We start from the raw sequence: 12449 nt of genomic DNA on the forward strand, positions 1-12449 counted from the left end.
GCAAAATAGCTCTAATCTCACTAAATTTTAGTGAGACTAGGGCTATTTGTCGATGCGTTGGATTATTTCCCGCTTACCTCAAGACCAAGAGAAAGCCCGTCGATGGTCAGTCGACGGGCGGAGGAGAAAAATGAAAAAGTGTTAGGGTTGTTTGTTGGTATGTCTATATCATACCCAGAAGATTTGAAGAAAATGTGAGGGAAATATTTTTTAAGTAAGGGGATTTGTTAAGGAAAGTCCAAGAAGCGTACACGGATCTTGGGCAGTATTTTGCAAAGGGAAAAAGGTCAATCAAAAAAAGTCCGCCGATGGTCAGTCGGCAGACAAGAGGAGAAAAATGAAAAAGTGTTAGGGTTGTTTGTTGGTATGTCTATATCATACCCAGAAGATTTGAAGAAAGTATGAGGGAAATATTTTTTAAGTAAGGGGATTTGTTAAGGAAAGTCCAAGAAGCGTACACGGATCTTGGACAGTATTTTGCAAATAAAAATGTCAATCAAAGAAAAAGTCCGCCGATGGTCAGTCGGCGGACAAGAGGAGAAAAATGAAAAAGTGTTAGGGTTGTTTGTTGGTATGTCTATATCATAGCCAAGGGATGTGAAGGAACTGTGATGGAAATCAAAGGAAATTGTTAAACCTCACGATAGGAAAAACTAATTCCGACTGTCACGTAGAGAACGCCCTGATTTCTCACGGAGCTGGTGTTTGTTCATTGTGCCAAATCCGTTTTGCAGGAGCGTTGTGTCCAGATAACTTTTCATCATAGACAACTATCCGAGTGTTCAAAGCACTCTTCTTTGAAAACAGATACGCCTAAGGATAGCCTGACACACTTTGAAAAACCAAAAAATGCCCGCCAGTTGGAGGCTGGCGGGAAAGGAGTTAAAAATGAAAAAGTGTTAGTTAGGGTTGTTTGTTGGTATGCTTATATATTACAAGAGACATATGAATTATTTGTGAAAAAAGTTACTTAAGTTTTTGAATAATCAAGCCACCACTAGACTATTTTTTTTAAGTGGTGGCTCTTGTTTATAGATCTAAATTTGTAGCTGAGAAGGTATCGCCGTGTTCCAAATCGCCATATTGATAGCCGCGATTAAACCAAGCAACCCGCTGTTCGGAAGTGCCATGAGTGAAGCTATCAGGAACGACATAGCCTTGCGCTTGTTTTTGCAAGGTGTCGTCACCGATTTGATTAGCAGCATAGATGGCTTCATCGATGTCACCAGCTTCTAAAATAGACTTGCCGTTGTAGGTTTCACCGGCTAGATACTTGGCAAAACAGCCCGCTAAGTAGTCGGCTTGCAATTCTAAACGAACGCTGTATTTGTTGTATTCCGTCTCTGATACTTTGCGGCGAATTTGCTCCATCTGATCGGAAATGCCTAGTTCATATTGGACATGGTGACCGACTTCATGGGCGATGACATAGGCCATGGCAAAGTCACCAGAGGCTCCAAAATTATTTGCTAGTTCGTCTTGGAAGCTTAAATCCAAGTAGACTTTTTGATCACCGGGACAATAAAATGGCCCCACAGCCGAGCTTGCTGTCCCACAGGCTGAGCGGACGCTGCCGCTAAAGAGCACCATGGTAGGATCATGATAGGTTTTGCCATAATCAGTAAAGGTCTGGTTCCAATAGTCTTCCAAATGGGCAAAGACGACGGAAGCAAATTCTTTACGATCATCGGTACTAGTGGTGGCGGTGTTGGATTGATTGGCAGTCTGTTCTTGTTGGGTAAAGACAGCCCCATTGCCCCCACTTAAAATCGAGCCTAAATCTCCTCCAGAAAAGAAGAGGGAGAAGACAATCATCAAGATAACACCAATACCACCGCCTCCGATGGCCCCACCTGGGAAGCCGAGCCCTCCACCTGATGAGCTTGATCCACCAAAACCTGAGGAGGCGGAACCGCGGATATCCTCCACATTGGAACTTTTTCGATCACCTTTCCAACGCATGTTGCTAACCTCCTATTCGTTTTTTGCAATAAATCGTTGTCGTAGTCGTTTGTACAATGCAATCAATTGGTTTTCATCACCGGCATGGTCCCATAAGAAGACCTCTTGTTGGGGGTAACGTTTTTTCAGCAGTAAAGAAGAGCTGATGGCAAGATCGTAGTGGTTAATCTTTGTGCTATCGAAAGGTTCCGCTTCAACAAAACGTAAATCTGATAGATAGCTGTATATTTTTTTCACCAAGAGGTAGTTGTGCTCCAAGGCAATCCCGACGATGACTTTCTCTGACTCCTTGTTTAAATCGACAAAAGGCAAGAGAACTTCCGTAAAGGATTTGGCAATCAAGGGATAGTTTTCCTCAGTGATAAAGCTTGTATAGTCGCTTTCTTGACTGAGGTTGTAAAACCATTCTTGGGTCGTGTTTTCGATTTTTTTCAAACTACGCAGATTTTCCGTATTGCCTTCCACCAACTGTTGAATGGTAGGGAAGGGGCGTTTGATGATGTAATAACCAAAGCTGATATTGATCAAATTACCCATAATTATCGGATAGTCCAGCAGTTTGGGATCGTCAGCAAAAAACTCTTGCTTGGCAAAATCAAGATAATCCCGGACGAGGCGAATGACTGGATTTGGTCGATGAGCGAAGTCTTTGATGGTTTGTTTCAAGGTAGCATCATCTTCTAAGGTATAAAAAGGAGCGAGATGGGCCAAAAAGAAGATAAAACTAGACTCAGCTTTGAGTTGTTCATCAGTCATTTCCAAATCAATCATATCTTTAAGGGAAGTAAAGTCATAGTAGCTGTTATCTTCCATCAAAAAGTTGTACGCCTGGTCGTAGCGGACAAACTTATTTTTTTGGATGCGTTGGTAGAAGATGGCAGCGAAGAACTTCAACTCATGACGCCCCACATAAGTACGAGCCAATGGAAAATATTTTGCGTAACCTTCCACTAGGCGGTCAGCCGTTTCTTCACTGACGGTAAAGGGCCATTCGATGCTGCGGACTCCTAGCCATAATAAATCAAACAAGGCGAGACGAATTACCCGTTCATCTCCGGACATGCCCGCTTCGGTATAGGTAAAACGAAGGTGACGGTCTTTCAGGTATCGTTTAAGTTTGGCAATTTTACGAGAAACGGTGGAGCGGCTAGCATAAAATTTGACACAAAAATCATCAATGGTCGGAGCTTCTTCGTTTAAAAAGTATAGAATAAATTGGAAAGGAACAGAGGATTTTAGCAATTGGTAACGATATTCATCCATGGTGCAGGAGAGATTTTGGCAGTTAATTTTGCCGCCCCCTAGTAGAATGGACTGGTGGTCGGGATTCATAGCCGCCAGTTCCTTGTCGATATCGGTTAAATCAATAACAGTTTGTTGGTAATTCAGATTCATATCACTGGCGATGACCGCAATAGGATAGGACTGACTACCTAAGAACATGATCTTTTTGAATAACTTAAATTTTAATAAGGTGGACGAGTCCATCATCATTTCTTCGTATAACATAAAAAAAGAACCTCCATTCGATTACTCCTTGACTTTATTGTACCTTTTTTCTTAAAAACTGTCAGTTGTCAGCACATTTTTGACAAAAAGCAAACGCCGAAAAACCCTAATTAAGGTCAGGTTTTCCGGCGTAAGTCATATTTTGTGTGAAATTTATCAAAAAAATGAATATTTCTTACATTTGCTACAAAAGTCGAACTAGCAGATTTAATTTGCTACGGATTGGTTAGTTTTTTTGATGAAAGTCCAGAGTAACCCTAACACGAAACCAATCGTAGCTGGTAAAATCCAGCCCATACCGATATCGAAGAAGGGCAAGAAACGATTCGCTGCTTTAAGGATATGTTCTACCCCTGACGTATTGCGAATGATTTCTGGTGCGGCGTTTAACCCATCACAAATCGCTGCTAGCACCGTCATCACGGTAGTCACCAGATAAACTTCAGAACGATGGTTAAACAAGGGACTGAGTAGGGCTAATAAAATCAAGGTGATGGCTAAAGGATAGATAAACATCAAGACTGGTGTGGAAAATTCGATAATTTTCGTCAGACCAATATTGGCAAACAGGCAAGGTAAAATACTGGTTAGAGCTACGAAAAACTGGTAACTCCGTTTAGGAAACAGCTGGATAAAGGTTTCTGAAAAAGCGGTGATTAACCCAATGGCTGTCTTTAAACAAGCGACAATGACAATCAAGGCCAAAAGCACACTACCACCAGTCCCGAGATAGTAGTTGGCAATTTCAGCTAAGGCCATGCCACCGTTAGCGCTGATAGGGAATTGTCCGAGACTCATCGTACCCATGTATGCTAGCAAGGAGTAAATAATTCCCATCAGCAAAATGCTAATAGAACCAGATTTTACAGTATCCATAGCGATGGCAGAAGGTTTGGTCACGCCCATATTTTTGATGGTGGTGACGATGATAATCCCAAAAGCTAATGAGGCTAAGGCATCCAAAGTATTGTATCCTTGCGTAAAACCAGTGATGAAGACATCTTGTTGGTAGCTAGGCTGTACTGGGGCGGTGCTAATCGGTCCTAGGGGCTTGAAAAAGGCAAAGGCCAATAAAATACCTAAGAGAAGTAGAAAAACCGGATTTAAAAATTTGCCCACATAGTTTAGTAGTTTTGTCGGCTTACGAGAAAAGGCCCAAGCAAAGGCAAAAAACAGTAGGCTAAACAGTGCCAGCCAGACTGGTTGAGTGCTTTTGGGTAGAAAGGGAGCTAGGCCAATCTCAAAAGAAGTCGTGGCTAGCCGGGGAAGGGCGAAGAACGGCCCGATGACTAGATACAATAAAATCGTGAAAATGAAGGCATAGTGTTTATTGACCCGAGTGGCTAAATCATAGAGGCCGTTACTACGGGAAATCCCGATAGCCACCACACCTAGAAACGGCAAGCCAATCCCAGTGACCAGAAAGCCAAGGTTGGCCCAAAAGATATTGCCCCCAGCTTCTTGGCCCATATGTACGGGGAAAATCAGGTTGCCGGCACCAAAGAAAAGGCCAAAAAGCATGGAACCAATAAAAAGGTAGTCTTTGAAAGTGAGTTTTTTTTCCATAGTTTCGCTCCTAAGTCATACTAGTAGATAGCTACAAAAATAACAGAAAATTTAAATAAATACAACGAATTTTGAAGATCTGCTGAAAAGTTGTTCCGTTAAAAGGATGGAAATAAGAAAAGACTTGTGAAAATTTTATAATACCTTGCTCTAGAAACAAAAGCGTTCTTCACCGACTATCATCGAGAAGAACGCTTCTGTTGTTATTCATGCTGTTGATTTTCCGCCGGTCGCTCTTGTAGAAGCCCGAGGGCATGAGGTAATTGATCTACTAGATAGTCGAGGGATTCTTTGACCGCTTTGGGACTCCCCGGTAGATTGATGATCAAGGTTTGGTTGCGGATGACGGCCACGCCCCGGCTGAGCATCCCCCGTTTGGTAATTTGGAGACTGTTGTAGCGCAATGCTTCGGCAATACCTGGGACCAGTCGTTGTGCAATCGCCAAGGTGGCTTCCGGCATTTGATCCCGCGGGGCTAACCCGGTACCACCGGTAGTCAGAATCAAATCCACCGCCCCAGAATCACAAAGCTGTTGCATTTTGGCTGATAAGCCGGCTTGATCGTCGGGTAAAATGATTTGTGCTACGACAGTAAAACCGGGTATTGAAGCGAAAGCATTTACGATGGTGGGGCCACTCACATCTTCCCGGAGACCTGCTGCACTGCGGTCGCTAGCGGTAAGCACCGCTACTCGATACTTTTCTCTCATAACAGAAACTTCCTTTCATCGTCGCTAGGGCTGGTTTCTAATAGCTGGATTTCATCGGGGGCAATGTGTAGAAAACCCGAAAAATGCGCTGGCCATTGTTCTTTATTCACTTTCCACCAGAGGGGTTGTTGCCCCTCTGGCGTTTGACAGAGCAGACGCCATTCAAAAGGGGTCTCGGTCTGATCCAAGAGCTGGATAGGAAAACAGTTCTCTCCCGACAACTTTTCGACAGCTTTAAAACAATGGGCCCGAATACCGATATGGGTCACGTTTGGCGTCAGTGGTTGGGGGACTCTCAGGGTTAGGCCCCAATCTTTGGCGAATAGGTGCTGGCCATCAAGCTGCTTGATCGGAGAAAAGTTCTTACAGCCGGTCAATTTGGAAGTTGCTAGAAAGCGGGGATGAGAAAAGACATCCTTGAGAGGACCAGCTTCGAGGTTTTGGCCCTGATCAATTATCACTAAATCCTCACATAGGCGATAGGCTTCGTTGCGATTGTGGGTGACTAATAGCACGTCACCAGCATACTGGGCGAGGAAGTGCTTCATCTCCAATTCGACTTTTTCCTTCAAGAAGGTATCTAAGGCTGAAAAGGGCTCGTCTAACAGCAAGATTTCCGGCTCTGAGGCAATCAGCCGGGCCAAAGCCACCCGTTGTTGTTGACCGCCGGAAAGCTGTTCGCCGTAATGCTTGGCAATCCCAGTGAGATCAAAGCGGGCCAATAAATCAGCAACTTGGGCGCGCTTTTTTTTCGGCAAGACACAGGCGATATTTTCTTCGACGGTGAAATTTGGGAACAGTGCGTAATTTTGAAATAAATAGCCCACCCGTCGTTTTTGTGGTTTGCAATTGATTTTTTTTGCTTGATCAAAAAGGGTACGACCATTGATGCGAACATAGCCTTCATCAGGGGTTTCAATACCTGCGATGCATTTTAAAATCATGCTTTTTCCTGAACCAGATGCCCCTAGTAGTGCGGTCTGTTGTCTTTGAGAATGAAATTCAAACCGGAGCGTGTATTCTTTGAGGCGTTTGGTAATCTGAATATCGATACTCATGAAACCACCTTCCTTTTTGAACGGTGGGTGAAGTAGTTCATCGCCACTACCACGACAAAAGAAAAGACGACGATTAGTCCAACTTCGTGATAGGCATCTGCCATGCGTCCAGCGGCTACCGATGAATAGATGGATAGCGGCAAGGTGCGGGTTTTTCCAGCGATATTGCCAGCAATCATGGCGGTGGCACCAAATTCCCCCAACCCTCGTGCAAAAGCTAAAATCCCTCCAGAGAGAATCCCTGGGGCAGCTAAGGGCAGTTGAATCCGGGAAAAGAGGTACCATTCCGACAAGCCCAAAGTTCGGCCACAAGCGAGATAGGTGGGGTCCACTTGTTCTAAAGCCCCCCGTGCGGAACGATACATCAAAGGAAATGAGACCACCGTCGCAGCCAAGACCGTCGCTTCCCATGAAAAAGCAATTTTCCATGCAAAAAACTCTAGAAAGAACCTTCCCACGGGTTGATTGACACCGAATAGCGCCAATAAGAAGAAGCCGGCGACTGTCGGTGGCAATACTAAAGGCAAGGTGAGCAAGCCATCAATCACCATTTTCAGAAGCGGTGATTTGATGCTATTGACTCCTTTGGCCACAAATAATCCGAAAAAAAAGGTAATCCCACCGGAGACAGCGGCGGTTTTCATGGATAGTAATAGCGGTGACATCTGCAGCTCACTCCTTCATAGCAACCCGCCGTAGCCCAACTGAGCAATCTCTGCTTTAGTGACTGGTAAATCAGCCATCACTCGCGGCAAGATCAAATCAAAGACCGTTTTTTTAGAAAACATCACGGCCCCTGGTAGCCCCATGATGGCCGCGCCAGATTTGCCGTAAGCAAGGGCAAACATCGCCCCCGGCAAGACTGGGGTACCATAGGTGATCAACTCTTTAGCAGCGGTTTTGATTGCTCCGGGGGTCAAATCATCGGCGTCAACACTCATGCCACCGGTACATAAAATGATATCCGCGCCGGCGACTTCAGCTTCGTGGATGGCCGCAACGATCATTTCTTTATTGTCATCCAAAACAGTATGCAAAATAATTTCAGTGGGGTAGGCAGCTAATTTTTCCTTTAAAACCGGCGCAAAACCATCTTGTATGCGCCCGTGAAACACTTCGCTCCCGGTGGTTAGAATTGCTACCTTTTTGGGTGTGAAGGGAGCTAATTGGATCAAGGGCTCAGAGCTAAGACTATGGACTTTTTGCCGGACTGCCTGTAATTTTTCTGCTTCGATATATAAAGGGATGACCCGCATGCCAGCAGCTACCTCACCTTTGCGTAGGGTAAAATAACTAGGTTTGGTAGCAATCATCATTTCACCAAAGGAATTGACTAAGACTAAGCGTTCCTGATCCACTTGCAAAAGACCATCTGCTGTCGCCAGTGCCTCAATTTTCCCTTCCTTGATTTCGCTAGGAGTGAAGTATTGGTTGTCACAAAGCGCATAAAGCAAGCGGGCGGCTTCTTCTTCGTGGAGCCAGCCGGGGCGCTCTGTTTCGATATAGAGGTGGGCTTTTCCCATGGCTAACAGTACGGGTACATCCGCTGCCGTCACCAGATGGCCCTTGCGAAAGCGAGGACCTTTTTTCTCACCGGGGATGATCTGAGTCAAATCTTGACAAAGACGCTTACCGATGGCTTCTGTAACAGGGATCGTTTTCATCATATCATCTGCTTTCTCTAAACTAACCTGGATTTTTCCCTTATCAGGACACGTTATATTCCCATCAAGAGTAGCACGTTACGCCAAAAAAAGACAGCGCTTTCTAATAAAAATTTGGGAAACTAAAAAATCTTTAGCGAAGGAGCAAACCGCTAGTCAAGCTGACTTTGGCTAGGAGAAAAGTAGGCAATGACCGGGATTTACGAATAAACTTTGAAATTTTTGGGAACAAACGAGGGGAACTATTTACATTGGAAAACAGTCGTGATATAACCCTTGGAAAGAAAGTTGAGGTGTAGCGGATGGATAAAAGTCAAATTGAAAAAAATGGCCTTTATGAAGCCAAGTTAGTTGGCGGGGAAGGCAAAGAGCAAGTTAAAATTGTTTCTATTTTTGAAAAAACTTGTACAGTTGAAGTGATTAAAACGGCTCAAATTGCTGTCGCGAAAATCTGTGATATTTCTCCTTGTAGCCGAGGATTAGAGGCCTAAGTAAACGAATGAGATAACAAAACGAGCCCTTCCAGTTGAGGAAAGGCTCGTTTTTTCATAAATAAAAATTATGTTCCAAAAAGGCTGACGTATCAGGGATTAAGTGGCGTATCGTGCCGTCATTTTCCCTTGGGCTTCAAACTTAGAGTAAGTGTCACTTACTCTAAGGACATTTGCCAGTCTTTCTTAGCATTCGCCCCTTAGAAAGGACGGTATGGGCAAACGCACCTTTAGCTTTCCCCTGGAGCAAGGTCAAGGTTTGATATAGGCATATCCCAAATGTTGAAGCTTAATCAAATCTAAGACACCAGCAGGCACGACTTCAACATTTGCTGGGAGTTGCTGTGGTGTGATGCCATGAGCTTTCATGGCGTTATGGCAGGCATGGAAAGTCACTTGCTTAGATTGCAAAAGTGTCTCATTGGCGGCATCGAGATAGCCTTCAATGGCTTTTCCATTTACCAAAAGGACAATCGCCACGTTATCCGTTGCCACTAGTAGGTTGCGGATATTGCTCGTCGCTTCCGACCATTTATTTACTTCATCGACATGAAAAACTACTTTCATAAGAACCTCCTGAAAAGCAAATTTGGAATGCTATGGTTTAGCTAAGGAATAGCTAGGAACCTTCATCGAAAAAGTCGGTTTCTTGGTATTTGCCATGGTCACCAAAAAATCGATTGTAACGCTGTTTGAATTTGCCAAATGTAAAGACGACTAAAATCTTGATGAGACTGTAGATGGGAATCCCGAAGACCACCCCGACGAATCCCAGCAGATCCCCCATCACCAATAAAACCACTAAAATCGTGATAGGATGGATATTTAGACGGTTGCCTAAAACCCGCGGGACGACTAAATCTCCGTGAAGAAGTTGGACGGCAAACCAAACGATGACAAATTTTATCACCATAAAACCGGAGTCTTGAAAAGCGACAAAAAGTGCCGGCAAAAAAGCGAGAAAGGCGCCGATGTAAGGAACGATATTTAAAATGCCAGCTGCTAAGGCGATAATCGTCGCAAAGGGTAACCCGATAAGCAAAAAACATAGCCAATAAATGATCCCTAATAAGACTGAGGCGATGACTTGCCCTTTCAAAAAGGCCCCGATCTGTTGATCCGCGGTCGTCAACAGCTGTTGAATATCCTGACGAAAACGCGGCGGGATGATAGCCATCAGACTATCGTGGATTTTTTGGGGATTTTTGATTAAAAAGAAGGCGATAATTGGGCCCGTGAATAATGTGATTCCCACCGTTGAAAGAGTGGAAAAAATACTTCCTAGTCCCTTAAAGCCGTCTTGCCAATTGTCACTGATAAAGGCAAAGATATCATCTGTAATGGAATCTAGTGACTGCATCATTTGCTGAAATTGGGGAGCAAATGGCGTTTGGCTGAGAAAGTTTTCGAGGCTGTGTTGGAAGTCTTTCGCATAGCCAGGCAGACCTGCTACCAAGTCCACTGCCTGTTGTTGTAAGACGGGAAACAGGTGAAACCCACCTAGCACTAGTAAGCCCAGCAAAATGCCGTAAGATAAAATCAGACTAAGCAGGCGGGGGACTTGTTTTCTTTCAGCAAAATCCACCACCGGTCGTAAAACGTAATACAAGATCATGGCAAAAATCACTGGAGGTAAAGTCGTCCCGATAATCACTGCAAAGGGTCGAAACACAAAAGCTATTTGTTGCAATAATAACAAGGTAATCGCCGCTAATGAAATCAATCCCAGAATAAAATAAGCGGTTTTACCACCTAGAAAGTCGATTAGTGAATTGTCTTTTTTCATAGCATCTCCTTTTTGAGGGGGCGTGATCGATAGAAGGATAAATGAATCCCATCCTCTTGGTGCTTCTGCCAGGCGTCATAAAATCCCTACACAGCTAGGGAAATCGTTACATTTAGTATAACGAAAGGGGCCGCTTCTGTACAATTTCCGCTATCCTGATAAATTTCTGAAGCAGCAAAAAAGCCCCGTCACCAAGGAGGAGCGGGCTTTTTGAAAAGTTAGTTTTTCATCCTCGAGGCAGTAAAACCTGCGTCAGCATCGTAGTCAAATCCTGGACGGAAACTGGCATGCCGTCTTCCAACCATTGCAAGATGGTGCCGATGGTTCCTTTGACGAAGTAGGCAAAGTAATACTCCAACAGCTGGGGATTGTCTTCGTGAAAGCGTAGGCGAAATTCTTCGATGGCTAAATCGTGGACTTCGTTGAAAGTGACCGCTAATAGGCGACTATCTTGATAATCCTTCAAAATCTGGCTACTTACCACAGCATTGTCCAATAAGGCTTCGATAAAGCGGGTGAGCCATTCTTCTAGGTGATCTTTGGGGCGCATCACCAATAAAGGTAACATCTGGTCCACAAACTCCTGCTCGATTTGTTGGAAAAGATCAGCGGGATCATGATAATGTTGATAAAAAGTCCCTCGGTTGATATCCGCCAATTTGCAAATATCGGTGACGGTAATTTTAGCTAATTCGGTTTCAGCTAACAAAGACAAAAAGGCTTCTTTAATAGCTTTGCGGGTATATTGGGTGCGACGATTGTTTTTGATGCCAGCCATGTTCATCACTCCTTTGAAAAGGCTCGAAAAAAGCGGTAGCAACTTCAGGGGAAGCAAGACGACTTAAATTTTGGTTATTATTTAGACAGATTTTACAAATGTGTTGGTCTAATAACAGATTGGTGGGATTTGCATATTGCCCACCTTTTTCGAATTCATTATACTGACAGTGTGGCATATTTTCAACAGGCTGTTGGAAGAATGGAGGCGCAGAGATGAGTTTTATCGAAGTAAAAAATGAATACAAACGCTATCAAATGGGGGAAACGACCATTGAAGCCAATCAAAATATGAGCTTTACCGTCGAAAAAGGTGAGCTAGCAGTGATTCTCGGTCCTAGTGGGGCAGGAAAATCCACAGTATTGAATATTCTTGGAGGGATGGACCAACCGTCAGAAGGGGAAGTCATCGTGGATGGATTACATATTGAAAAGATGACAGAAAAAGAGTTGATCGCATATCGTCGCACCGATGTGGGTTTTGTCTTTCAATTTTATAACTTGGTGCCGAACCTTACCGCCAAGGAAAATGTTGAATTGGCTACTGCGGTGGCGCCAGCAGCGTTAGTGGTGGATGAGGTCTTGGATCAGGTGGGCTTGTCTCAACGGAAACAAAACTTTCCAGCACAGCTTTCCGGTGGTGAACAACAACGGGTGGCGATTGCCCGCGCTTTGGCGAAAAATCCCAAGCTGTTGTTATGTGATGAACCCACCGGCGCTTTGGATTTTGAAACCGGCAAACAAGTTCTCAAACTTTTGCAAAATGCCAGTCGCAAACAGGGACAAACGGTGTTAATCATCACCCACAACTCCGCTTTGGCGCCCATGGCTGATCGTGTGATTCGCATAAATGATGCTAAAGTACGTTTGGTGGAATTAAATCCCGCACCCACCTCGGTGGACGAGATTGTTTGGTAGGAGGGGAA

At 44.3% G+C, this 12449-nt stretch carries 13 protein-coding genes; 3 read left to right on the forward strand and 10 right to left on the reverse strand.

Annotated features, from left to right (window positions below; genetic code table 11):
* Window positions 1–797: 797 nt before the first annotated feature.
* Complete coding sequence (locus ACO03U_RS12740) at window positions 798–974, forward strand: hypothetical protein (protein WP_204687900.1); 177 nt, start codon at window positions 798–800, stop codon at window positions 972–974.
* 55 nt (window positions 975–1029) lie between these two features.
* On the opposite strand, the gene ypfJ is transcribed toward ACO03U_RS12740, so the two are convergent.
* The 7 genes from ypfJ to ACO03U_RS12775 all read right to left on the reverse strand — a co-directional run bounded on the left by ypfJ (window position 1030) and on the right by ACO03U_RS12775 (window position 8472).
* Window positions 1030–1962 (reverse strand): KPN_02809 family neutral zinc metallopeptidase, encoded by a 933-nt coding sequence (ypfJ, locus tag ACO03U_RS12745; protein WP_204687898.1) that lies wholly within the window; start codon window positions 1960–1962, stop codon window positions 1030–1032.
* 12 nt (window positions 1963–1974) lie between these two features.
* Window positions 1975–3471 carry a helix-turn-helix domain-containing protein gene (locus tag ACO03U_RS12750; RefSeq protein ID WP_204687896.1) on the reverse strand — a complete coding sequence of 499 codons (1497 nt, stop codon included), beginning with the start codon at window positions 3469–3471 and terminating at the stop codon, window positions 1975–1977.
* Window positions 3472–3678: 207 nt separating this feature from the next.
* Entirely contained in the window at window positions 3679–5037 is a 1359-nt protein-coding gene (gene brnQ / locus ACO03U_RS12755) for a branched-chain amino acid transport system II carrier protein (protein ID WP_204687894.1), read from the reverse strand.
* A 203-nt stretch (window positions 5038–5240) separates the two neighbouring features.
* Complete coding sequence (locus ACO03U_RS12760) at window positions 5241–5747, reverse strand: MogA/MoaB family molybdenum cofactor biosynthesis protein (RefSeq protein WP_204687892.1); 507 nt, start codon at window positions 5745–5747, stop codon at window positions 5241–5243.
* Entirely contained in the window at window positions 5744–6805 is a 1062-nt protein-coding gene (locus tag ACO03U_RS12765; RefSeq protein ID WP_204687890.1) for a sulfate/molybdate ABC transporter ATP-binding protein, read from the reverse strand. The genes ACO03U_RS12760 and ACO03U_RS12765 overlap by 4 nt, the downstream gene beginning before the upstream one ends.
* Window positions 6802–7476: a molybdate ABC transporter permease subunit gene (gene modB / locus ACO03U_RS12770; RefSeq protein ID WP_204687908.1), complete on the reverse strand. Its 675-nt coding sequence runs from the start codon at window positions 7474–7476 to the stop codon at window positions 6802–6804. The genes ACO03U_RS12765 and modB overlap by 4 nt, the downstream gene beginning before the upstream one ends.
* Window positions 7477–7485: 9 nt before the next feature.
* Complete coding sequence (locus ACO03U_RS12775) at window positions 7486–8472, reverse strand: molybdopterin-binding protein (protein ID WP_204687888.1); 987 nt, start codon at window positions 8470–8472, stop codon at window positions 7486–7488.
* Window positions 8473–8771: 299 nt separating this feature from the next.
* Here ACO03U_RS12775 and ACO03U_RS12780 point away from each other — a divergent pair, with 299 nt between their 5' ends.
* A complete protein-coding gene (locus ACO03U_RS12780) occupies window positions 8772–8960 on the forward strand; it encodes a hypothetical protein (protein WP_161868259.1) in 189 nt (62 codons plus the stop codon).
* A 252-nt stretch (window positions 8961–9212) separates the two neighbouring features.
* Here the strand turns inward: ACO03U_RS12780 and ACO03U_RS12785 are convergent, their stop codons facing one another.
* The 3 genes from ACO03U_RS12785 to ACO03U_RS12795 form a co-directional block, all read right to left on the reverse strand.
* Entirely contained in the window at window positions 9213–9527 is a 315-nt protein-coding gene (locus tag ACO03U_RS12785) for a DsrE family protein (protein WP_204687886.1), read from the reverse strand.
* A 52-nt stretch (window positions 9528–9579) separates the two neighbouring features.
* Window positions 9580–10746: an AI-2E family transporter gene (locus tag ACO03U_RS12790; protein ID WP_204687884.1), complete on the reverse strand. Its 1167-nt coding sequence runs from the start codon at window positions 10744–10746 to the stop codon at window positions 9580–9582.
* A 226-nt stretch (window positions 10747–10972) separates the two neighbouring features.
* The gene (locus tag ACO03U_RS12795) at window positions 10973–11524 is read right to left on the reverse strand and encodes a TetR/AcrR family transcriptional regulator (protein WP_161868256.1); all 552 of its coding nucleotides are present in this window, start codon (window positions 11522–11524) and stop codon (window positions 10973–10975) included.
* A gap of 215 nt (window positions 11525–11739) precedes the next feature.
* Here ACO03U_RS12795 and ACO03U_RS12800 point away from each other — a divergent pair, with 215 nt between their 5' ends.
* Complete coding sequence (locus ACO03U_RS12800) at window positions 11740–12441, forward strand: ABC transporter ATP-binding protein (protein WP_204687882.1); 702 nt, start codon at window positions 11740–11742, stop codon at window positions 12439–12441.
* The last annotated feature ends 8 nt before the right edge of the window (window positions 12442–12449 follow it).

The sequence above is a fragment of the Enterococcus diestrammenae genome, assembly GCF_049384045.1.
In the GTDB taxonomy this organism is placed as follows: domain Bacteria; phylum Bacillota; class Bacilli; order Lactobacillales; family Enterococcaceae; genus Enterococcus_C; species Enterococcus_C diestrammenae.

What these genes read in the sequence shown, in the direction of transcription:
- ypfJ (WP_204687898.1), bottom strand. Translation starts at nt 1,962, where the DNA reads ATGCGTTGGAAAGGTGATCGAAAAAGTTCCAATGTGGAGGATATCCGC.
- ACO03U_RS12750 (WP_204687896.1), bottom strand. Translation starts at nt 3,471, where the DNA reads ATGTTATACGAAGAAATGATGATGGACTCGTCCACCTTATTAAAATTT.
- ACO03U_RS12775 (WP_204687888.1), bottom strand. Translation starts at nt 8,472, where the DNA reads ATGATGAAAACGATCCCTGTTACAGAAGCCATCGGTAAGCGTCTTTGT.
- ACO03U_RS12785 (WP_204687886.1), bottom strand. Translation starts at nt 9,527, where the DNA reads ATGAAAGTAGTTTTTCATGTCGATGAAGTAAATAAATGGTCGGAAGCG.
- ACO03U_RS12790 (WP_204687884.1), bottom strand. Translation starts at nt 10,746, where the DNA reads ATGAAAAAAGACAATTCACTAATCGACTTTCTAGGTGGTAAAACCGCT.
- ACO03U_RS12795 (WP_161868256.1), bottom strand. Translation starts at nt 11,524, where the DNA reads ATGGCTGGCATCAAAAACAATCGTCGCACCCAATATACCCGCAAAGCT.
- ACO03U_RS12780 (WP_161868259.1), top strand. Translation starts at nt 8,772, where the DNA reads ATGGATAAAAGTCAAATTGAAAAAAATGGCCTTTATGAAGCCAAGTTA.
- ACO03U_RS12800 (WP_204687882.1), top strand. Translation starts at nt 11,740, where the DNA reads ATGAGTTTTATCGAAGTAAAAAATGAATACAAACGCTATCAAATGGGG.
- ACO03U_RS12765 (WP_204687890.1), bottom strand. Translation starts at nt 6,805, where the DNA reads ATGAGTATCGATATTCAGATTACCAAACGCCTCAAAGAATACACGCTC.
- brnQ (WP_204687894.1), bottom strand. Translation starts at nt 5,037, where the DNA reads ATGGAAAAAAAACTCACTTTCAAAGACTACCTTTTTATTGGTTCCATG.
- ACO03U_RS12760 (WP_204687892.1), bottom strand. Translation starts at nt 5,747, where the DNA reads ATGAGAGAAAAGTATCGAGTAGCGGTGCTTACCGCTAGCGACCGCAGT.